The organism is Candidatus Mycobacterium methanotrophicum, from assembly GCF_023515995.1.
Lineage (GTDB): Bacteria > Actinomycetota > Actinomycetes > Mycobacteriales > Mycobacteriaceae > Mycobacterium > Mycobacterium methanotrophicum.
In genome coordinates, this window is sequence record NZ_CP097320.1 from 2,995,525 (window position 1) to 3,016,227 (window position 20,703).

A 20,703-nucleotide genomic window follows, 5' to 3' on the forward strand; every position below is an offset into this window, starting at 1 on the left:
ATCAGTTCGGCTGTGCAGCAGGCCGATCGGGATCCAGCACATCCACCCCGCCGCTTCGCCAGGCGTCGCGCATCGCCTCGGCTCCCCTCAGCCGCACCCACGCGGCCTCGGCCGCGGTGATCGGCGTGGCGGATAGAAAACGCACCGGGGCGCGCGGCGGATCCAGCGGCAGGTCGACGATATCGCTGCAGTCCAACAACATCGCAGTGAACGGGGCAGGACCAGATCGGTTGTCCCATAGCGGCGAACCGAGATCGATCAACGCGTCCTCGGTCAACACCACTGCCTCGACCGCAGGCGTTGCCGCCACAATCGCCAGGCTATGCACCAGCCGGGTGATCGGTCCCGCGTTGCGCAGTCGCAGAACGACTTCAGCGCGGGGGCCGCCCTCACGATCGGCGAACATGGCCGCCGGATCGGTCATCGGGTGCCGCGAGCAGCCCAGCGAGACATAATGCACGACCTCGTCAGCGCCTGAGCCAAAGCGCAACACCGCGATCGGCTCGGCGCGCAGAAACGTCACACTCGCGACATCAGGCTCGGGGTCGACACCCGCTTGCTTGAAGTGCGCGGACAGGTGCGCGCGCACCCGGACCAATGTCTGCGTCACTGCACCTGCGACGGTGGTAGAACAGTCAGGTTGACACCGGTGTCGGCGTCGAAAACGGCGAGTTTGGCGGTGTCGAAGGCTAATTCGAGTGGCTTTGCTTTGGCCGCTCTCGACGCGGCGGGCACCCTGGCCACGAACTCGTGCTTTTCTCCCGCGAATTCGCCGTCGAGCTCGCAGAGCTGGTCGGACTGGACAACGCAATCCTCGGTGGTGAAGTAGACGTATTTGTCGGCACCCAGCGACTCGACCATGTCCGCCTTTACCTCGAAGGTCAGTGCGCTGATGCGCTGGTAGCCGTCGATCAAGGCGGCATCGTGCAAATGCTCCGGGCGCACGCCGACGATGACCTTGTCCGGCGTGGGATGCTGCGCGAGCGCGTCATGGACCGGTTGGGTGAGCGTCACCTCGCCGAATGACAGGGTCACGCCGGTGGGGGTCAACGTGCCGGGAAAGAAGTTCATCGCCGGCGAGCCGATGAAGCCGGCGACGAACAGGTTGGCGGGCCGCTCGTAAAGCTCGTCGGGCGTACCGATCTGCTGCGCAACCCCGCCGCGCATCACCACCACCCGGTCGCCGAGTGTCATGGCCTCGGTTTGGTCGTGGGTCACGTAGACGGTCGTGATGCCCAGCCGTCGCTGCAGGCGAGCGATCTCGCCACGCATCTGCACCCGCAACTTGGCGTCGAGGTTCGACAGCGGCTCGTCCATCAGGAAAGCCTTGGGGTGGCGCACGATTGCCCTACCCATCGCTACCCGCTGCCGCTGGCCGCCGGACAACTGCGAAGGCTTGCGCTCGAGAACGTCAGTCAAGTCCAAGATTCGAGCGGTATCCTCGACCTTGCTCGCGATCTCCGCTTTCTTCATCTTCGCCAGGGTTAGCGGAAAGGCGATATTCTGTCGCACGGTCATATGCGGGTAGAGCGCATACGATTGGAACACCATTGCGATATCGCGATCTTTTGGCGCCTTCTCGTTCATCAGCTCGCCGTCGATGCGCAATTCCCCCGACGAGATATCCTCCAGTCCGGCAATCATATTCAGCGTCGTCGACTTTCCACAGCCTGACGGCCCGACCAGAATGATGAACTCACCTTCGGCGATCGTGATGGACAGATCCCTCACCGCAATCGCGCCGTCCGGGTAACTCTTGGTCACGCGAGCCAACACAATCTCGGCCATCGAGCTATCCCTTCACCGCGCCAGAAGTCAACCCAGCGACTATCCGTCGTTGGAAGACTAGAACAAAAACGATAATCGGGACCGTGATCACCATTGCACCGGCCGCGATCGATCCGGTTGGCTCCTCGAATTGCGAACTGCCGGTGAAGTTCGCGATAGCCACCGGCGCAGTGATCGCAGCCTTGGTGGCCGTCAACGACAAGGCCAGTAACAGATCGTTCCAGGCCAAGATGAATACCAAAATCGCGGCGGTCACGATTCCCGGTGCAGCCAGCGGGGCGATCACCTTCCGGAATGCCTGTGCCGGCGTGGCGCCATCCATTTTGGCCGCCTTCTCCAGATCCCATGGGATCTCCCGGAAGAACGCCGACAACGTGTAGATCGCCAGCGGCAATGCGAATGCGATGTAGGGAATGATCAGCCCGAGCCAGGTGTCGAACAGCCCGATCCGCCGCTCGATATCGAACAACGGGGTGACCAAGGAGATCGCCGGGAACATCGAAATCAACAGCACGGCAGCGATCAACAACCGCTTGCCGGGAAAAGTCAACCGCGCCACCGCGTATGCCGCCATCGCGCCTACTGTCACCGCGATCGTCGTGGTGAGCACCCCGATTCCCAAGGAATTGATCAGGGCCGAGCTGAAGAAATCGCCTCGGAAGATCCCGCGGTAGTTGTCGAAGGTCACCGACGACGGAATCAGCTTGCCGTCCTTGACCGTTGACGTTGGCTTGAGCGACAGGGACAGAATCCACAGCACCGGTGACAACGCATACGCCAGCACCACGGTATCGATGAGCAGCCAAGCCGTCGCCCGCCGCACCACCACCCGCTCGGTCACCGCTCAGCGCCCATCGCCGTCGGCGCCCGGCGCCGACGCGCCGAACACCTTGATGAACATGAACGCGATGACGGTGACGCAGCCGAAGACCAGCATCGAAATCGCCGATCCCAGGCCGAGATTGAAGCCTTTGAACAGGTTGTCGTAACCAAGGATCGACACCGAGCTGGTGTTGCCGGCGCCGCCGGTGAGCACGTAGATGTTGTCGAAAATCCGGAAAGCATCCAGGGTGCGAAACAGCAACGCCACCAAGATCGCCGGTTTGATCAGTGGCAACGTGACCTTCGTCAAGCGGCGCCATGCGCCGGCGCCGTCGACCTGCGCTGCCTTCAGCAGATCGTCGGGCACCAGCGCCAAGCCGGCCAGAAGCAGCAATGCCATAAACGGTGTCGTCTTCCATACCTCGGCGAGGACCACGATGCCCAACGACGGAATCTGGTGGGTCAGCGGCGCTTGGGTAAGGGGTGAGCCTTGCGGTAGCAGGTTGGCCAGATAGCCGGTGCCCGGCGTCCAGGCGTAGTACCAGCTGTAAGACGCGACCACCGTGACGATGCCGTACGGGATGAGCACCGCGGTGCGCACCAGGCCCTTGCCGATCAGCGTGCGATGCATCACCAACGCCAGCGCCAGGCCCAGCACGAATTCGATCGACACCGAGACAACCGAGATCGCCACCGTCACCGCGAGTGCCGTCCACCAATACCGGTCAGTCAAGATCATTTGGTAGTTGCCGAGCCCGATGAGCTTGGTGTCGTTCGGAGTGGTCAAGTTGTCGCGCTGCAGGCTCAGCCACATCGCGTAGCCGATCGGGTAAGCGGTGACGGCCAACATCACGATGGCGGCCGGCGCGACCAGGACGTACGCCAGTCGCCGCTCCGACTTGCGGTTAGTGGCGATGGCGGTCATGGCAGCAGCCCCCGGCCGTCGACGGCCATCTGCACCTGCGCAGCGAGGTCGTCGGCCGTCTTCTCCGGGTCGATCTCGGTGATCGGGCTCAGCGCGGCCGACATCCGAACCGACACCGCCTGGTAGGCCGGCGTCGCGATCCGCGCAGCGGCGTTGGTGAGCTGCTGACGAATGATGTTGTACATCGGGTACTTCGCCTGGAATTGCGGGTCGGAGTACAGCGAGGTCCGCGCCGCAGGCAGGCCTCCTTGCAGGGCGACGACCTTTTCGCTTTGCACATCGCGCAAGCATCTGACCGCTTGGTAGGCCGCGGCTTTGTGACGCGTCGTCTTGGCCACCGCCAGGTTCAACCCGCCGATCGTCACCTTGGCCGGCCGGCCCGGCTGCACACCGGGATAGGGAGCGAAACCGAACACCTTTTTGCTCGCGTCATAGGCCGCGTAGAACTGCTGGTCGGTCGGCGCGAATGCGCCGACGTTGTTGATGCTGCCGGCCAGGTCGGGACGACGGGTGAGTGGCAGAAACGCCACGCCGCCTTTGACCGCGTTCTCCAGCATGGACGCCAGTGCGTACGGCCAGTTGACCTCCAAGGCAGACTTACCCTGCTCGAACGCCAATCGTGAAGTGCCTGCGTCGCTGCGCGTGATCGACGGATCGGCACCGGGCGCGGTGGCCACTGACTTGAGGACCCGCAGAGCGCTGACGGTGGCGGCACGGTGTGCAGGAGTATCGGTCAGCGTGACCTTGTGCCCGTCGTCGGACAGCACCTGGCCGCCCGCACTTTCCAGCAGGGTGTTGAACCACACCACCAAACCCTCGCCCTGGCTGGCTTGTACGCCGATCCGGCTGGGCTTTCCTGCTGCGTGCAACCGGGTTGCCATGGCGACCATCGAGCTCCAAGTTGTCGGCGGCTTGTCGATCAAATCAGGTCGGTACCAAAGTAATTCGGTATTGGTGGATAGCGGCGCCGCATAGTACCGGTGCTTCCAGGTGGCGGTGGCAAGTGGCCCCGGCAGGGTGTCGGTGGTGGCGTCTACCTCGGCACGGCCGGCCGGGTCATCCGCCAGCGGCAACGCCCAGCCCGCTTCAGCGAACTCTGCCGTCCAGATCACGTCCAACGCCATGACGTCCACAGTGCGGTCGTTGGCGCTCAGCCGGCGGGCCAGCTGCAGCCGCTGGTCGTCAGAGGACCGGGGCAAGCTGAACTGCTGGATGGTGAACCGTCCGTCCAACTGCTCGGTACAACGCTTGGCTACCGCGGCGAACGTCGCGGCGCCGCTGGCCGGCGTGTAGAAGCTGATCACCCGACCGTTATCGGCCGAGCCGCAGGCCGATATCACCGAGGCGGTGGATAGCGCCGCCAGCGCGGCCGCGGTGAGCCTTACGGCGCGCCCGCGGCGACTCGCCACTACACCGTCCTTTCTCCCGCTCGTCGACCATCTCGGGGCAGACCGCACGGGCGGGCGGCGCGTGATATGCACCACGTCCGCCAACGGTCACCCGGCCGTCGAGTCAGATCGCCAACTTGGCCAGCAGATCACGGGCCCGCTCCGCGTTTTGCGGGTCGCAGAGCACGTCATATCGGCCCGCGACCAACTGCAGCGTCGAACTGAAATCCCGGGTACCGCGCGCCATCGCATACGGGACCGCGGATGTGATCAGGCCGAAGAACAGCCCGGCGATCAAACCGGTCATCAACGCAGCCCACAGGTTGGGGCTGAAGAACCCCAACACCAGGCCGATGAAAAGACCCAGCCAGGCGCCGCTGAGCACACCGCCGCCGACCACCTTCGGCCAGGTCAGCCGCCCGGTGACCCGTTCGACCTGCATCAGGTCGACACCGACGATCGTCACCTGCTGCACGGGGAACTGCTGCTCGGACAAGTAGTCGACGGCACGCTGGGCTTCCGCGTAGGTCGGGTACGAGCCGACCGGCCAGCCTTTCGGCGGCGTCGGCAATCCGGGGGCACGCCGGCTCGCGGCCGGGGTACCAGGTGCGGCACCGGGAACCTGCCCGGGCTGGAAGGGACTGGCCATAGCGCCATTGTGCTCTGCCCGGCCGATTGAGCATCGGCTCGGTTACGCCCAGCGCCCCGGCGGGTCGACAACCAGCTCAAACGCGGCGCCATGCGGCGGTCAGGCTAGGTTGAACACCATGACCGGTCAGGGCGGCAACTTCGGCGAGGAAGCCCGCGACGAAGCAAAGCAGCCTCCGCAGAGGCCGCAGGCGCGCCCATTCGGACAAGACTTCATCCCGCCCGCATACGCAGGACAACCGCCTGTCCCGCCCGAGCCGAACGCTCCGCGCTATCCGCCGCAGTCGGGGCCAGTGCCGCCCTGGGAGCCGCCGCCCACTAACTATCCGCTGCCAAGCCAGCCGCTGCCAAGCCAGCCGCCGCCAAGCCAGCCGCCGCCAAGCCAGCCGCCGCCAGGCCACCCGCCGCGAAGCGGTTACGCTCCGCCCGGATATCCCGACCCTGGGCCGTACGGCGGTCCCTCATATCCGCCGCCCCCGCCGCAATACCGCCCCGGCTATCCGCCGCCGGGCTACGGCGGTGGTGGATACGGCGGCCCCCCAGGGTATCCCCATCCCTACGACCCGTATCAGCCCTACCGGGATCGTTCGCACGAGACCAATGGGTTGGCCATCGCTTCCCTGGTCACCTCGATCGCCGGTGGCCTGCTCGGGATTCCACTGAGCGTTGCCTTCATCGGGATACTGTTTCCGATCGTCGGTGCGGTACTTGGGGCAGCCGCGCTCAGCCAGATCAAGCGAACAGGCCAGCAGGGTCGCGGACTCGCCATCGCCGGGATCGCGGTCGGCGCGACTGCGGCGTTGCTGCTGGTGTTACTCGTGATCGCGGTCATGGCGGCGGCGCGCTCGCCGTCCTCAACCTGATCCGCTCGGCGGAACAAACGGGCCGGACCGACGCTGCATTCCCGCCGCACGCCCTTTAGCGGCGACTACCAAGGCCATCTTGCGGCTGGCTTCGTCGATCATCTCGTCGCCGAGCATCACCGCTCCCCGGGCACCACCCGCGGCGGAGGTGTGCCATTCGTAGGCCTCCACAATCAACTCCGCATGGTCGTACTCTTCTTGGCGCGGACTGAAGATCTCGTTGCCGGCCGCGACCTGGTCGGGATGCAATACCCACTTACCGTCATAGCCCAGGGCCGCCGACCGGCCCGCGACCCGCCGAAACGCCGCAACGTCACGCACTTTCAGATAGGGACCGTCGACAGCGGCAATGCCGTGCGCACGAGCGGCCACCAGGATGGTCATCAGGGCGTGGTGGTAAGCGTCGCCGACGTCGTAGCCCTCGGGCTGTTCGCCGACGACCAGCGTGCGCATGTTGAGGCTGGCCATCAAGTCGGCCGGGCCGAGCACCAGAGCCTGCACCCGCGGTTCGGCCGCGATCGCGCCCACGTTCATCAGACCGCGCGCGTCTTCGATCTGCGCGTCGATGCCGATTCCTCCGACTGGAAGCCCGTGCACCGCCTCCAACTGGGTCAGCAGCAGGTCGAGCGCCTGAACGTGGGAGACATCGGAGACTTTAGGCAGCACAACAACATCGAGCTTGGCGTCGGGCGTAGCACCGACGGCGGAAACCACCTCGATGATGTCGGCGTGCGTCCACGGTGTGGTCCAGCCGTTGACCCGAACGCCGCGCAACTGCCCGGCCCAGCCGGGCCCGGCGAGTGCAGCGGCCGCCCGGGTGCGGGCCGCCGCCTTGGCGTCCGGCGCGACGGCATCCTCAAGATCGAGAAAGACCTCGTCGGCGGGAAGGCTTTTGCCCTTGTCAATCATCTTCAGGCTGCTCCCCGGTACCGATAGGCAAGTACGGCGGGATCTATAGATGGTGGTCACGTTTCACTCACCGCTCTTGAATACCCTGTGCATCATGGCCTCGATCAACAGGGTGTATGCCGCCCGGCTGGCGCGAATGCTGGTGCTGGGCCCGATGGGTGAGTCCCTCGGCAAGGTCCGCGACGTCGTTGTCAGCATCAGCGTCGTCCGTCAGCAACCTCGAGTCCTTGGGCTGGTTGTCGAAATGCTCGCGCGCCGAAGGATATTCGTGCCGATTCTGCGGGTCGCCGCGATCGAGCCCGACGCGGTGACACTCAACACCGCCAGCGTGTCGCTGAGCCGGTTCGAGCAACGGCCCGGCGAAGTACTGGTGTTGGGACAAATCATCGACACCAAGGTGCGGGTCGATGACCCGGAATTACCGGAGCTCGCCGACACCGAGGTCATCGTCACCGACCTGGGTTTGGAGCGGACCCGGACCCGCGACTGGATGGTCACGCGGGTCGCGGTGCGGGTTCCCAGACGGTTTGGCCGGCGCAACAATGCTCACATTGTCGGCTGGCGCAACGTGCAAGGACTGACGCCTTCGTTGCTGGCGATGCCGGGGCAGGGTGTGGCGCAGCTGCTGCATCAGTTCGAAAACTGGCGGCCGACGGACGTGGCCGACGCCGTGCGTGAGCTGCCACCGAAACGGCGCTACGAGGTCGCCAGCGCGCTGGATAACAACCGGCTGGCCGACATCTTGCAGGAGCTCTCTGAGCAAGAACAGGCGCAGGTGTTGACGCAGCTGGGCGATGAACGCGCCGCCGACGTGCTCGAGCAAATGGAGCCCGATGATGCCGCCGACTTGCTCGGCACGATGACTCCGACCCAGGCCGAGGGATTGTTGCGCCAGATGGATCCAGAGGAGTCCGACCCGGTGCGACGGCTACTGAAACACTCTCCCGACACCGCGGGCGGTTTGATGACGTCGCGACCAGTGGTCATAACTCCGGACACCTCGGTTGCCGAGGCGCTGGCCCGGGTCCGCGATGCCGACCTGACAGTGGCGCTGGCGTCGCTGGCGTTGGTGGTCCGTCCACCTACCGCCACCCCGACCGGTCATTACCTGGGCTGTGTGCACCTGCAGCGGCTGTTGCGCGAGCCGCCGGCCATGCTGGTCGGCGGGATCGTCGACGCGGATCTGCCCGTCCTGACAGCGGAAACTCCGCTGCCGGTGCTGACCCGCTATTTCGCGGCCTACAACCTGGTGTGCGCCCCGGTGGTCGACGGACAACGCCACCTGTTGGGCGCGGTGACGGTCGATGACGTGCTCGACCATCTGCTACCGCACGACTGGCGAGCGAACAACGAAGAGCTCTCACTGGATGCGGCGACCGGAGCGTCGTGAACAAGTCGGCGCCGCGGTCGCGGCTGTACACGCCGCGCACCTCACGGGTTGCCGCCCCGCGAGTGGACTCCGAAGCCGTCGGCCAGTTCACCGAATCGATTGCCCGCTTCTTCGGCACGGGCAGTTACCTGCTGATTCAGACCGTCGCGGTGCTGGTCTGGATCGTGCTCAACGTCTCCGCGGTCAGCCTGCGTTGGGATCCTTATCCGTTCATCCTGCTCAACCTGGCGTTCTCCACCCAGGCTGCCTACGCGGCGCCGCTGATCTTGCTGGCCCAAAACCGCCAAGAGAACCGGGACCGGGTTGCGCTCGAAGAGGACCGTCGCCGAGACCAGGAGATGAAGGCCGACACCGAGTTTCTGGCTCGCGAGCTGGCCGCGCTGCGGCTGGCGATCGGCGACGTCGCAAAGACGCGCGATCATCTGCGCCGCGAACTGCAAGAGCTGCGGGATCTGCTGGAGGGCCGGACAACCCCGGACAACCGAAGTGCCCGCGCCTAGCGGTGACGGGTCGGATGCGCGCACCGCGAAGTCCGCTTAACAACGCGCCCGAGCGGAATGCGATTTGCGCGGGACGAATCTTGAAAAAAATACGTTCCCTATTTGACCTCGCGTAACCCCGCATAGTCGCTGGACACAGACTCTGCGATTGTGGCCTTTGCGAGCAAAGAGTTTATGTATGGTGACTTTGGTCACGAAACCCAAAGTGGTTTCACAAGTGCCTAATAGGGCTCGAATACTGAGGACGGTCGAGTGCGCATCGGGGGTGGCCTAGCTCTTGCCACGATGCGGCTGCGGAGAATTCGCATGCCGCGGACCCCGAAAATGCCTGCTACGCTCGGCGCCGGTCTCGCCACCGTGCGGCACTCGACGGTTCGCGCCGCCCGTGCCACGAAAATCCCCGCCGCCGTCGATGCCGTGGTCGCTGCGGTGCGGCAGCGGCTGACCCCCGCCGCCCAGAGCCCGGCATTTGGCGTTGCGATGATCGCCTGCCTGATCTTCGCCGGAGTCATGGGCGCGGCTGCCCCGCCCTTCCCCGGGCTGCACTCGACGCCGCGCGACGCCGCCATTATCGCGGTGGCCCCCGCGTCCAGCGACCCGTCCGGCCCACTGGTGATCGCCGTCCAACGTCCGAAAATCGGCTTTCACATCGCGGCGGGTCCCACGATGTCGGCTCCCCCGCCAGCGGGAGTGGTGAATACACTTGGCGCACTGGGCATTCCAGCCATGGCACTATCCGCCTACCGCAACGCCGAACGGCTGATGGCCGGAATTGACCCTGGTTGCGGCATCAGCTGGAACCTGCTGGCCGGTATCGGGCGCATCGAATCGATGCACGCCAACGGCGGCGCCACCGACATGCACGGCACCGCCGTCCGGCCCATCTACGGCCCCACGCTGGATGGCACACTGCCCGGCAACGAGGTCGTCATCCAGGGCAACACGGGCGGACGCATCACCTACGCGCGTGCGGTAGGCCCGATGCAGTTCTTGCCGGGCACGTGGGCCCGCTATGCTTCCGACGGCGACGGCGACGGCGTGGCCGATCCGCAGAACTTGTACGACGCGACGCTGGGCGCGGCTCGATACCTGTGCAGCGGTGGGCTGAACCTGCGCGACCAGTCACAGGTGCTGGCCTCGATCCTGCGCTACAACAATTCCATGCCGTATGCCCAGAACGTGCTGGGCTGGGCTGCGGCGTACGCCACCGGCGTGGTCCCCGTCGACCTGCCGCCGCTCACCGGCCCGCCACCACCGCTCGGCGATGCGCATCTAGAAAACCCCGAGGGCCTCGGGCCGAACCTGCCGTTGAACATGCACGGCCTACCGTCCACGGATCCGCTGGCGCAGATGCCGTTGATCGACCTCAGCGGGACCAGTGCCAGTGCCCCCAACCAGCCATCGATATGGCCGTGGCAGCGGACCACCGCTCTTCGACCGTCATGCACGGTGATCTGCATCGGCCAAGACACGGAAATGCCGCCGCAGTTCTCGTTGAACACGCCACCACCTGCCGCTCCGGCACCTGCGCCGGGCCTGCCACCCGTTCCGCCTCCAGCGGTTCCGCCGGTGCTACCGCCGCAAGGCCTGCAGCCGGCACCACCTGCTGCCGTCGCACCTCCGCAAGCGCCGGCTGCCGGCAACTGACCCCCGACTTGAGCCGATGGTCCGGCTCCTCAACGGGCCGTCCCGGCCCGCATCGTCGCCGAACTACACTCGGCGGTGATGTCCGAAACAACTGCCGTCGCCGGCGTTCGCGCCGCACTGGCCAAGGTGATCGATCCTGAACTGCGGCGTCCCATCACCGAGCTCGGGATGGTCAAAAGTATCGAGGTAAGCCCCGACGGTGACGTGCACGTCGAGATCTACCTGACCACCGCGGCATGCCCGAAGAAGACCGAAATCGCCGACCGCGTCGGGCAGGCTGTGGCCGACGTCCCGGGCACCGGCACGGTGAAGGTCAGCCTGGACGTGATGAACGACGAGCAGCGCACCGAACTGCGAAAGCAGTTGCGCGGCTCAGGATCGGGGCCCGGTATCGAGCCCGTCATCCCGTTCGCGCAGCCGGGATCACTGACTCGGGTGTACGCGGTCGCGTCCGGCAAGGGTGGCGTGGGCAAGTCGACGGTGACGGTCAACCTGGCGGCGGCGATGGCCGCGCACGGCGTGTCGGTCGGAGTGCTCGACGCCGACATCCACGGTCACTCGATCCCGCGGATGATGGGGACCACCGACCGGCCCACTCAGGTCGAGTCGATGATCCTGCCGCCGATTGCGCATGAGGTGAAGGTGATCTCGATCGCCCAGTTCACCCAGGGCAATACGCCGGTGGTGTGGCGCGGCCCAATGCTGCACCGGGCTTTGCAGCAGTTTCTGGCCGACGTGTATTGGGGCGATCTGGATGTGCTGCTGCTCGACCTACCGCCGGGCACCGGCGACATCGCCATTTCGGTGGCCCAGCTGATCCCGAACGCGGAGATCCTGGTGGTGACCACGCCACAGCACGCCGCAGCGGAGGTGGCCGAACGTGCGGGCAGCATCGCGCTGCAGACACGACAGCGCATCGTCGGGGTAGTGGAGAACATGTCCTGGCTTGCCCTGCCGGATGGCTCGCAGCTGCGGGTGTTCGGCGAGGGTGGTGGCCGGCAGGTCGCCGAGCGGCTATCGCGTGCCGTCGGCGCCGACGTGCCGCTGCTCGGCCAGATCCCGTTGGATCCCGCGCTGGTCGCCGCCGGCGATGCCGGGCTGCCGATCGTGCTCAGCGCTCCAGACTCACCGGCGGGCAAGGAACTGCGCAGCGTCGCCGACAACCTCTGGTCGCGACGCCGCGGCTTGGCCGGGATGTCGCTGGGATTAGACCCGACGAAGCACTGACTCCTGGCGAGCAGACGCAGAATCGCACGTCGCGTGCCCCCCGCGTGCGATTCCGCGTCTGCTCGGCATCCTGAGCCTAAGTCGCGTCGATGTCGAAGGGCACGGGCCCGGCGGCGGGTGGTTCGAAAGTGGTCGCCGACGGCGGCACCACCGGCTCGGCTCGCCCAGCAGTCGACGGCTGGTCGAACTTACCGGTGAACAGCGAGTCATCGCCGTCGAATAGATGCTTGGCCAGCGCTGCGCGTGGCGTCATGCCGCGCAGCTTCTGCAGCTCGCTGAGCGGCTCACGCAGGTCGTCGAATTCGGGCCCGATGTCCTCGCGCAGCTGGGCCGTCACCCCGGTGAGGTAGTCGCGGGCCTGCCGCAGTGCAGTGGTGGTCCACCGGATAGCGCCGGGAAGCCGCTCGGGGCCCAAGACGACCAGCCCGACCACCAGGAGCACCAGCATTTCCCCCCAACCGACGTTGGCGAACATCTAACTGGTGTCCGGGCCTGGCGTCACCGTCAGCGTCACGTGGCGGCCATCGCGGAGCACCTCGATCGGGGTTGGCTGTCCGACCGTCAGCTGGCGTACGGCGACGACGAACTCTTCGGCGTCGGCGACCGACCGGTTGCCCGCCTTGACCACCACATCGTTTTCCAGAATCCCGCCCTTTTCGGCGGGGCCGCCGGCCTTGACGTTCGCGACCTGGGCGCCCTGCGCGATCGCGTTGCTCACCGATCGTGTGCTCAGACCCAGCGTGGCGTGCACGATCTTGCCGTCCCGAATCAACGTCTGCGCGACCACTTTCGCTTCGTTGACTGGAATCGCGAAGCCCAGCCCACTGGCACTGTCGGACAGCGACTTGCCCGCGGTGTTGATGCCGATGACCTGAGAATCCATGTTGATCAGCGGGCCACCGGAGTTCCCGTGGTTGATCGACGCGTCGGTCTGGACGGCGTCGATGACCGTATCGGTGTCTGAGCCCTCCCCCGACAACGGGATTGGGCGGTGCAGTGCGCTGACGATGCCGTGTGTGACGGTGCTGCGCAGACCCAGCGGCGACCCGGCCGCCAACACCAAGTCGCCGACACGCACCTTGTCGGAGTCACCGAGGCGGGCCACCGACAGATGATTGACGTTGTCGACTTTGAGGACGGCCAAGTCGGTCTTGGGGTCGCGGCCGACCAAGTGGGCGGGCACTTCCTTGCCGTCGTTGAATACGACGGTGGTCTTGAATTGACTCGGGTTGTTGGCCGCTTCGGAGATCACATGGTTGTTGGTAACTATGTAGCCGCGGCCATCGACGACGAAACCGGATCCCTGCATACCTTCTTGATCGCTGACCGACTGTATCGTGACCACCGAATCAGCCATCGCGGCAGCGACTTTGGCGAATACGCCGACCGGCTCGTTGTTGTTGCCGTTGGTCGCCAACGTCACCTTGGACGTGGTGAACGCCTCGACGACCTCCGCCGTCTTGCGTCCGACCACACCGCCGACCAAGCCGATCAACAACGCGAGGACGGCCAGCACGCCCAGCGCCAGGTAGGACACCCGTCCCCCGAACAGCACATCGCGCACCCCCAACCGATCGCGTTCGCCCCCGGCCCTCGCTGGGCCCGCGGGCGTTACAGCGGGTTCGCCCAGAGCGGCGGCCGCGCCCGGGTCGCGCCAGGGGTCGGCGAGTTGGTCTGGCTGGTCTTGATCGCCGTCGAGCGCGCCGGCATCGGTGGGGTGCCGCTGCAACGGTTCCGCTCCCGGAAACGGTCGACCGAACGCCTCCGAAAGCACCGGGTCGGCCGGTTCGTCGTGCGGAGTGAACTCACCGGAGTCGCGAAATTTCAGCGGGCGCACACGTTCGGCGATGAACGAGCCCTGCACTCCGTCGGGACGGCTGAATGCTTGGCGCGACGCTGCGTCGACGGGCGGCCGGGAAATGGGTCGCGGCGCCAGCCGGGGCGCGCCATTTTTTTCTTGGTCGGAGCTCACGTCATCCTCTTCCGAGCGTTTAAGAAACGCGCGCTATGGGCACGAGCACGGCGCGGCGCACCGGCTTGGCCAACCTGACACCACCCTACCGAGGCTCGCGCCAGTCAGAGGGCGTGTCTTCACTTCGCGGCGCGCGGGGATTCCCCCACGGGCCGCCGCCTGCCTGCCCCGCGTCATTGCCGGGCGGGCAGTCCGGAATCTGCGACAGCAATCCCAGCAGCGTGCTGGGGATTTTGATCGGGCCGGAGTCCCGCAACGCGGCGCGGGCCCGCCGCTGACCTTCGACTTCTGCGGCGCACTCCGGGCACAGGGAAATGTGATGCGCTCCGCGCAGGTGCGCATTCATCCGCAGCTCACCGTCGACAAACGCGGCAATGGCCTCGGTAGACAGATGCTCGGTAGACCCGAATTGGCGCGGCGCACCAACCGGCGCGTCGCTTTGCGAGGCGAAGTGAGACGGGAGCCAGGAGAACGCTCGGCGGAACCCATGTCCCCGATCGACCATCACCAGCTCCTCTGTAGTATCAGCGTTCGATCTGCGCGCGTTACCTCGAATGTAGCGCGCTGCCCGATAGGGAACAGCAATGAAGAGCGGATCAGGCGGGTTGTGTCTTAGTCGGTAGGCTCCGCCGCGGCGCCGGCCCGTGAATGCGTAACTGCCTCGGAGTGCGCGGCCAGATAGTCACGCAGCGCCTGCCGTCCCCGGTGGATGCGGCTGCGCACGGTGCCGAGCTTGACCCCCAGCGTGGCCCCGATCTCCTCGTAGGAAAGTCCTTCGACGTCACATAGCACGACGGCGGCGCGAAATTCGGGGGGCAGTGAATCCAGCGCCGCCTGCAGGTCAGCCCCCAGCCGCGACTCGTGGTAGATCTGCTCCGGGTTGGGCTCGTCGGCAGGCACCCGGTCGTAATCGTCGGGCAGTGCCTCCATCCGGACCCGGCCCCGCCGGCGCACCATGTCGAGAAACAGGTTCGTGGTGATGCGGTGCAGCCAGCCTTCAAAAGTTCCCGGCTGGTAGTTCTGTACCGACCGGAAGACCCGGATGAACGTCTCTTGGGTCAGGTCTTCAGCGTCGTGTTGATTACCGGAAAGTCGGTAAGCCAACCGGTATACCCGGTCGGCGTGCTGACGGACCAGCTCATCCCAGGACGGCATGGTCGCCTTGTCCCCTGTCGCATCGAATACCGCAGTGCCGTAAGGCTCCTCGCCGGGCTCGACCCAGTCAGCGGCCTCACGCCGCTCAGGATGCGACATGCTGGCAGGGCTCATCAAGGTGGTGATATTCAAGTCCTCCGGATTCAGATTGCCGTCAACGTTAGGCAATTCATCAACGCGCGCAACGCGAAGACGCCGAGATGTATTCCCGGACCATCGGCCACCACGCTCCATGGGGGATACGGTTGCCTACCGGCGTGTGTGCGGTATGTGACCGCACTGAGCTTTGACTGAGAATGGTCACCCGCACCTGCTTGCGCAGGTCGTATTCATCAAATTGTGACCTTGACCCGCCGCGAGGGTTGGGCGTGTCGCAGCGCGCCCACACAGTAGCACCGGGCGCGCCTGACCGCACGCGGCATCGGATGGATTTACGCTGCAGGCATGGCCACCACCGACCGCACACCAGGCCAGTCGGCTCCGATGAGTCGGGCCGAATCGCTCTGCGCGCACGCCGAGGGGTCGATCTTGGAAGACGCGCTGCTGTTGGCCACCCGCGAGCGCGCCGTCGACATCGGCGCCGGCGCGGTGACGCCCGCGGTGGGGGCACTGCTCAGCCTGCTGGCCAAGCTCAGTGGCGGCAAAGCGGTCGTCGAAGTGGGTACCGGTGCGGGAGTCAGCAGCCTGTGGTTGTTGTCGGGGATGAGCGACGACGGCGTGCTGACCACGATCGACATCGAGCCCGAACACCAACTGATCGCCAAGCAGGCGTTTTCCGACGCCGGTATCGGGCCATCGCGGACTCGGCTGATCGGCGGCCGGGCCCAGGAGGTGCTGACCCGGCTGGCCGACGCGTCCTACGACCTGGTCTTCATCGACGCCGAGCCGCTTGACCAGCCGGAATATGTCGTCGAGGGTGTGCGACTGCTGCGCTCGGGCGGGGTCATCGTTGTTCACGGCGCCGCACTGGGTGGGCGAGCCGGCGACCCAGCGGCGCGCGACGCGGAGGTCGCAGCGGTGCGGGAAGCGGCACGACTCATTGCGGAGAACGAGCTGCTCACACCGGCGTTGGTGCCGCTCGGCGACGGCTTGCTGGCTGCCGTCCGCGACTGATCCAGCCGTTACGGATCCTTGGCGGCGTTTCTGCTTGACGTTCAACTGAACGAACGTTTAATATCCTGAACATGCGTTCAGCCCGAGATCTGACCGCCGCGGCTCGGATCCGCGACGCGGCGATCGAGCAGTTTGGCGAGCATGGCTTCGGCGTTGGGCTCCGATCGATTGCCGAAGCGGCGGGAGTGAGCGCTGCGCTGGTTATCCATCACTTCGGCTCCAAGGACGGTCTGCGCAGCGCCTGTGACGACTACGTCGCGGAAGAGATCCGCAGTGGGAAGTCGGAGGCCATGCGCTCCAGCGATCCCGCTACGTGGTTCGCCGCGATGGCCGAGATCGACGAGTACGCGCCGTTGATGGCGTACTTGGTACGCAGCATGCACTCCGGTGGCGAGCTGGTGAACACGTTATGGCGCAAGATGATCGACGATGCCGAGAGTTACCTCGACGAAGGGGTGCAGACCGGCATCCTCAAACCCAGCAGAGATCCCCGCGCCCGGGCGAAGTATCTGGCGATCACCAGCGGCGGCGGCTTCCTGCTGTATCTGCAGATGCATGAAACGCCAACGGATTTGCGCGCGGTTCTGCGCGACTACTCCCGTGACATGACGCTGCCCGCGCTCGAGCTCTATACCGAGGGCTTGATGACCGACAGCACCATGTACGACGCCTTCCTGGCCCGACAAGAACGAGAATCCGATGCCAGTTGACAACTACCGAGCTGCTATCGAAATCCACGGTTTAACGAAGAATTTCGGTACAGTCCGGGCGTCGGACGGCCTTGACTTGACGTTACGCGAGGGCGAGGTACACGGCTTCCTCGGGCCCAACGGCGCCGGAAAGTCGACGACGATCCGCATACTGCTGCGAGTGGTCAAGGCCGATAGTCGATGCGACACCTGTCCCGCACATCGATCAAGGCCGAAATGCAGCGCCATCCGGGTGATCTCACCCGGATCCGCGGCGTCGAGGATGTCAGCTTCGACGGAACCACGCTGCGGGCCCACGTCGACAGTGAGAGCCTCGGCGAGCTCATCCGAGTGCTCGGTGATGCCGGCGTGCGTAGTCTCGTCAGCCAGCCGCCCACGCTCGAGGAACTTTTCCTGCGCCATTACGGCATCGGCACCGGTGGCCGGCGCGAAGTCAGCAGTCAAGAGGTGCGGGCGCGACCACCATGTTGAATCGACCAAAATATCCGGAACACGAAGCGCAACAACGTGGTTCGGCGTTCACGGGTACGTTGGGGATGCTGCGACTCTATCTGCGCCGGGACCGGGTGGTCTTGCCGCTGTGGGTGTTTCTGCTCTCGCTACCGCTGTCGACCGTCTACGTCGGCAGCATCGAAAAGGTTTACCCCGACCAAGCAGCCCGCGCCGCCTTCGCCGCCACGATTATGGCCAGCCCGGCGCAACGGGCACTCTACGGCCAGATTTACAATGACAGCCTTGGCGCGACCGGTCGCGATGTCGGCGCAGGGTTGATCGCCGAACGTGCGGGTCCGGCGGGCGCAACGCCGACGCTGCGGGGCTCCCTCGGGCTGGCCTGGCGGCTGGATCGCGGCGCGCTGCTGCTGTGGACGGTGGGGCTGTGCCTCTATGGCTTGTTGATCGGCAGCGTGGTGCACGGTATCGGCGACGAGCTGGGCGGCGGCACGGCACAAGACATTGTCGCGCGGATGGGCGGTACCAGTGCCGTGGAGCAGGCCTTTATTGCAGTCGGGTTCTGCATGCTGGGCATGATGGCGTCCGCGTTCGCTATCTCGCTGACACTGCGGCCGTACCAAGAGGAGGCCAGCCAGCGAGCCGAAACGGTGCTGGGCGGCGCGGGAGGCCGAAGCCGTTGGCTAGCAGGCCATCTGGCCGTCGCCCTGGTGGGCTCTGCCGTCGCGATGTTGATTGCCGGGTCGGCGGCCGGACTGACTTACGGGGTCGCTGCCCACGACATCGGCGGCAAGCTTTCTTTTGCCATCGCCACCGCCGCGGTACAGCTGCCCGCCGTGTGGCTTTCCGCCGCGGTGACCGTCGCATTGTTCGGGCTGGCGCCGAGATTCAGCGCACTGTCTTGGGGCGTGCTGGTCGGGTTCGTCGCCCGGTATCTGATCGGTTCGCTGTCGGGCTTTCCCCAGTGGCTGCTCGACCTCGAACCGTTCGCGCACATTCCGCGGGTCACCGGCGGCGCATTCACGCCGGTTCCACTGCTGTGGCTGTTGGTGACCGACGCCGCGCTAACCGCGCTGGGCATGGCGGCCTTCCGCCGCCGTGACGTGTAGACGTAAGGAGGCTGTCATGAATGCTGTTGGTAAGGGATTAGTTTCAGCCACTTTGGGACTGGCGGCCTTCGGATTGATGCTGTTCCTGCCGGCCGGGACGTTCCATTACTGGCAGGGGTGGGTCTTCCTCGCGGTGTTCGCGCTCTCCACGTGGATCCCCAGCGTGTACTTGATGCGCACGAACCCGGCCGCGCTCGAGCGGCGCATGCGTGGGCCGTTTGCGGAGACCCGGACGCTGCAGCGGATCCTGATCACCGTCGCGTTCATCTGCTTTCCGGCCATGTTCGTGGTCAGCGCGCTTGATCACCGCTTCGGCTGGTCCGCGGTACCGACAACGGTCTCGCTGGTTGGCGATGCCCTGGTCGCGATCGGGCTCGGCGTTGACATGCTGGTGGTTATCCAAAACGGCTATGCGGCAGTCAATGTCGTTGTCGAGCAGGGCCAGCGCCTCGTTTCCACTGGGCTGTACGGGCTGGTAAGGCACCCGATGTACACCGGGAACGTCATCCTGATGGCCGGCATCCCGTTGGCGCTCGGCTCGTACTGGGGTTTGGTCTTCGTCATCCCCGGCCTGACCGTGCTCGTGCTGCGCATTCGCGACGAAGAACATCTGCTCGCGCACGAGTTGAGCGGCTACCGCGAATACACCCAGCAGGTGCGCTATCGACTGGCGCCTGGCGTGTGGTGAGGCCCTGGCGAGCAGACACAAAAGCGCCCGACACGGCGATCCTTTAGAGCCTTTCGCGTCTGCTCGCCAGTTCTTAGATCCAGACGCCTTTGCCGACGGCGACCACGCCGCCGGCGCTGATCGCGAAGCGCTCCCGGTCCTTCTCCAGGTCCACCCCGACCATTTCGCCCGGTCCGATGACGACGTTCTTGTCCAGAATTGCGTGACGCACCACCGCTCCGCGGCCGATGCGGGTGCCGGGCATGATCACACTGCCCTCCACGATCGCGCCGTCGTCGACGACGACGTTCGACGACACCACCGAGTTGCGCACCGACGCGGCCGAGATGATACTGCCCGCCCCAACCACCGACTCTTGCGCCGAGCCGCCGTTGACGAATTTGGCCGGCGCCAGATTCTTCGACTCGCCGCGGATCGGCCAGCGCCTGTTGTACAGGTTGAACACCGGATGCACCGACACCAGATCCATGTGGGCGTCGTAAAAGGCGTCCAACGTACCGACATCGCGCCAGTACGCCCGATCGCGGTCGGTGGCGCCGGGGACCTCATTGTCGGAGAAGTCGTAGACCGCGGCCAACCCGTCGGACACCAGCCGCGGAATGATGTCACCGCCCATGTCGTGGTCGGAGTGATCTTCGTCGGCATCGGCACGGATGGCATCGATGAGCACTTTGGTGGTGAAGATGTAGTTGCCCATCGAAACGAAAGTGCTATCGGGGTCATCCGGCGTGCCGGGCGGCTCAGCCGGCTTCTCGACGAAGCCGCGGACGCGCCCGGAATCGTCGGCGTCCAAGCACCCGAACGCGGTTGCCTCGGCGCGGGGTACCCGGATGCCCGCCACCGTTACCCCGGCGCCGCTGTCGACGTGGAAACGCAGCATCTGCTCCGGGTCCATCCGGTACACGTGGTCGGCGCCGAAAACCACGATGTAGTCGGGATCCTCGTCGTAGATGAGGTTCAGCGATTGATAGATCGCGTCGGCCGAACCGGTGTACCAGCGCGGGCCGAGCCGCTGCTGGGCCGGAACAGGGGCGATGTACTCGCCGGCCAGCCCGGACAATCGCCAGTTCTGCGAGATGTGACGGTCCAGCGAGTGTGACTTGTATTGGGTGAGAACGCAGATCCTCAGATAGCGGGCGTTGACGAGATTGGAAAGCACGAAGTCGATCAGCCGGTAGGCGCCGCCGAAGGGAACCGCGGGTTTGGCCCGATCCGCAGTCAACGGATACAACCGCTTGCCCTCCCCGCCGGCCAGGACAATGCCCAGCACGTGTGGCGCTTCCCTCATGAGCCAAACCTAGCGGCCGGGGCCAACCGCTGCCAGGTCATGCTGGTGAATACCCACGCTGACGGATTGTCCATCAAGCCATTTAAGTCAACCCGGCCGCGCCGCTATCCG

At 65.6% G+C, this 20,703-nt stretch carries 21 protein-coding genes and 1 pseudogene; 10 read left to right on the forward strand and 12 right to left on the reverse strand.

Annotation, left to right across the window (positions count from 1 at the left end; translation table 11 throughout):
* Position 1: 1 nt before the first annotated feature.
* The 6 genes from M5I08_RS15395 to M5I08_RS15420 all read right to left on the reverse strand — a co-directional run bounded on the left by M5I08_RS15395 (position 2) and on the right by M5I08_RS15420 (position 5,572).
* A complete protein-coding gene (locus M5I08_RS15395) occupies positions 2 to 610 on the reverse strand; it encodes a suppressor of fused domain protein (RefSeq protein WP_219066224.1) in 609 nt (202 codons plus the stop codon).
* Positions 607 to 1,788, reverse strand: a complete 1,182-nt coding sequence (locus M5I08_RS15400; protein WP_219066223.1) for an ABC transporter ATP-binding protein — start codon at positions 1,786 to 1,788, stop codon at positions 607 to 609. The genes M5I08_RS15395 and M5I08_RS15400 overlap by 4 nt, the downstream gene beginning before the upstream one ends.
* A 4-nt stretch (positions 1,789 to 1,792) precedes the next feature.
* The gene (locus M5I08_RS15405; RefSeq protein WP_219066252.1) at positions 1,793 to 2,617 is read right to left on the reverse strand and encodes a carbohydrate ABC transporter permease; all 825 of its coding nucleotides are present in this window, start codon (positions 2,615 to 2,617) and stop codon (positions 1,793 to 1,795) included.
* A gap of 15 nt (positions 2,618 to 2,632) precedes the next feature.
* On the reverse strand, positions 2,633 to 3,535 hold the full coding sequence (locus M5I08_RS15410; RefSeq protein WP_219066222.1) for a carbohydrate ABC transporter permease: 903 nt from the start codon (positions 3,533 to 3,535) through the stop codon (positions 2,633 to 2,635).
* A complete protein-coding gene (locus M5I08_RS15415; RefSeq protein ID WP_219066221.1) occupies positions 3,532 to 4,944 on the reverse strand; it encodes an extracellular solute-binding protein in 1,413 nt (470 codons plus the stop codon). The genes M5I08_RS15410 and M5I08_RS15415 overlap by 4 nt, the downstream gene beginning before the upstream one ends.
* A gap of 103 nt (positions 4,945 to 5,047) precedes the next feature.
* Positions 5,048 to 5,572: a general stress protein gene (locus tag M5I08_RS15420; RefSeq protein ID WP_219066220.1), complete on the reverse strand. Its 525-nt coding sequence runs from the start codon at positions 5,570 to 5,572 to the stop codon at positions 5,048 to 5,050.
* Between the two features lie 118 nt (positions 5,573 to 5,690).
* On the opposite strand from M5I08_RS15420, the gene M5I08_RS15425 reads away from it, so the two are divergent.
* Positions 5,691 to 6,434, forward strand: a complete 744-nt coding sequence (locus tag M5I08_RS15425; protein ID WP_249762813.1) for a DUF4190 domain-containing protein — start codon at positions 5,691 to 5,693, stop codon at positions 6,432 to 6,434.
* Here the strand turns inward: M5I08_RS15425 and M5I08_RS15430 are convergent.
* A complete protein-coding gene (locus M5I08_RS15430; RefSeq protein WP_370328490.1) occupies positions 6,426 to 7,343 on the reverse strand; it encodes an HpcH/HpaI aldolase/citrate lyase family protein in 918 nt (305 codons plus the stop codon). The two genes, M5I08_RS15425 and M5I08_RS15430, sit on opposite strands and share 9 nt — an antisense overlap.
* A 94-nt stretch (positions 7,344 to 7,437) precedes the next feature.
* Between M5I08_RS15430 and M5I08_RS15435 the strand changes: the two genes are divergently transcribed.
* The 4 genes from M5I08_RS15435 (at position 7,438) to M5I08_RS15450 (ending at position 12,107) form a co-directional block, all read left to right on the forward strand.
* A complete protein-coding gene (locus M5I08_RS15435; RefSeq protein WP_219066217.1) occupies positions 7,438 to 8,733 on the forward strand; it encodes a magnesium transporter MgtE N-terminal domain-containing protein in 1,296 nt (431 codons plus the stop codon).
* Positions 8,730 to 9,233 carry a DUF1003 domain-containing protein gene (locus M5I08_RS15440; protein WP_219066216.1) on the forward strand — a complete coding sequence of 168 codons (504 nt, stop codon included), beginning with the start codon at positions 8,730 to 8,732 and terminating at the stop codon, positions 9,231 to 9,233. Before M5I08_RS15435 ends, M5I08_RS15440 begins: the two co-directional genes overlap by 4 nt.
* A gap of 480 nt (positions 9,234 to 9,713) precedes the next feature.
* Positions 9,714 to 10,880, forward strand: coding sequence for a lytic transglycosylase domain-containing protein (locus tag M5I08_RS15445; protein WP_219066251.1), 1,167 nt, complete (start codon positions 9,714 to 9,716; stop codon positions 10,878 to 10,880).
* Between the two features lie 51 nt (positions 10,881 to 10,931).
* Positions 10,932 to 12,107 (forward strand): Mrp/NBP35 family ATP-binding protein, encoded by a 1,176-nt coding sequence (locus M5I08_RS15450; RefSeq protein ID WP_219066250.1) that lies wholly within the window; start codon positions 10,932 to 10,934, stop codon positions 12,105 to 12,107.
* A 76-nt stretch (positions 12,108 to 12,183) separates the two neighbouring features.
* Here M5I08_RS15450 and tatB read toward each other — a convergent pair whose 3' ends face one another.
* From tatB to sigE, 4 genes are all read right to left on the reverse strand, one after another.
* Complete coding sequence (gene tatB / locus M5I08_RS15455) at positions 12,184 to 12,582, reverse strand: Sec-independent protein translocase protein TatB (protein ID WP_219066215.1); 399 nt, start codon at positions 12,580 to 12,582, stop codon at positions 12,184 to 12,186.
* A complete protein-coding gene (htrA, locus tag M5I08_RS15460; RefSeq protein ID WP_219066214.1) occupies positions 12,583 to 14,079 on the reverse strand; it encodes a serine protease HtrA in 1,497 nt (498 codons plus the stop codon). It lies immediately after the preceding gene.
* Positions 14,080 to 14,164: 85 nt separating this feature from the next.
* A complete protein-coding gene (gene rseA / locus M5I08_RS15465; protein ID WP_219066249.1) occupies positions 14,165 to 14,584 on the reverse strand; it encodes an anti-sigma E factor RseA in 420 nt (139 codons plus the stop codon).
* Between the two features lie 107 nt (positions 14,585 to 14,691).
* Positions 14,692 to 15,468, reverse strand: a complete 777-nt coding sequence (sigE, locus tag M5I08_RS15470; protein WP_219066213.1) for an RNA polymerase sigma factor SigE — start codon at positions 15,466 to 15,468, stop codon at positions 14,692 to 14,694.
* Positions 15,469 to 15,678: 210 nt separating this feature from the next.
* Here sigE and M5I08_RS15475 point away from each other — a divergent pair, with 210 nt between their 5' ends.
* The 5 genes and pseudogenes from M5I08_RS15475 to M5I08_RS15495 all read left to right on the forward strand — a co-directional run bounded on the left by M5I08_RS15475 (position 15,679) and on the right by M5I08_RS15495 (position 19,304).
* Positions 15,679 to 16,347, forward strand: coding sequence for an O-methyltransferase (locus tag M5I08_RS15475; RefSeq protein ID WP_219066212.1), 669 nt, complete (start codon positions 15,679 to 15,681; stop codon positions 16,345 to 16,347).
* 71 nt (positions 16,348 to 16,418) lie between these two features.
* A complete protein-coding gene (locus M5I08_RS15480) occupies positions 16,419 to 17,057 on the forward strand; it encodes a TetR/AcrR family transcriptional regulator (protein ID WP_219066211.1) in 639 nt (212 codons plus the stop codon).
* Positions 17,047 to 17,528 (forward strand): annotated as a pseudogene (locus M5I08_RS15485) (ATP-binding cassette domain-containing protein). Before M5I08_RS15480 ends, M5I08_RS15485 begins: the two are co-directional and overlap by 11 nt.
* Positions 17,522 to 18,616: an efflux permease Rv1217c-related protein gene (locus M5I08_RS15490; RefSeq protein WP_219066210.1), complete on the forward strand. Its 1,095-nt coding sequence runs from the start codon at positions 17,522 to 17,524 to the stop codon at positions 18,614 to 18,616. The pseudogene M5I08_RS15485 and the gene M5I08_RS15490 overlap by 7 nt, the downstream one beginning before the upstream one ends.
* Positions 18,617 to 18,632: 16 nt before the next feature.
* A complete protein-coding gene (locus tag M5I08_RS15495) occupies positions 18,633 to 19,304 on the forward strand; it encodes a methyltransferase family protein (RefSeq protein WP_219066209.1) in 672 nt (223 codons plus the stop codon).
* 73 nt (positions 19,305 to 19,377) lie between these two features.
* Here the strand turns inward: M5I08_RS15495 and glgC are convergent, their stop codons facing one another.
* The gene (gene glgC / locus M5I08_RS15500; protein ID WP_219066208.1) at positions 19,378 to 20,592 is read right to left on the reverse strand and encodes a glucose-1-phosphate adenylyltransferase; all 1,215 of its coding nucleotides are present in this window, start codon (positions 20,590 to 20,592) and stop codon (positions 19,378 to 19,380) included.
* Between the last annotated feature and the right edge of the window lie 111 nt (positions 20,593 to 20,703).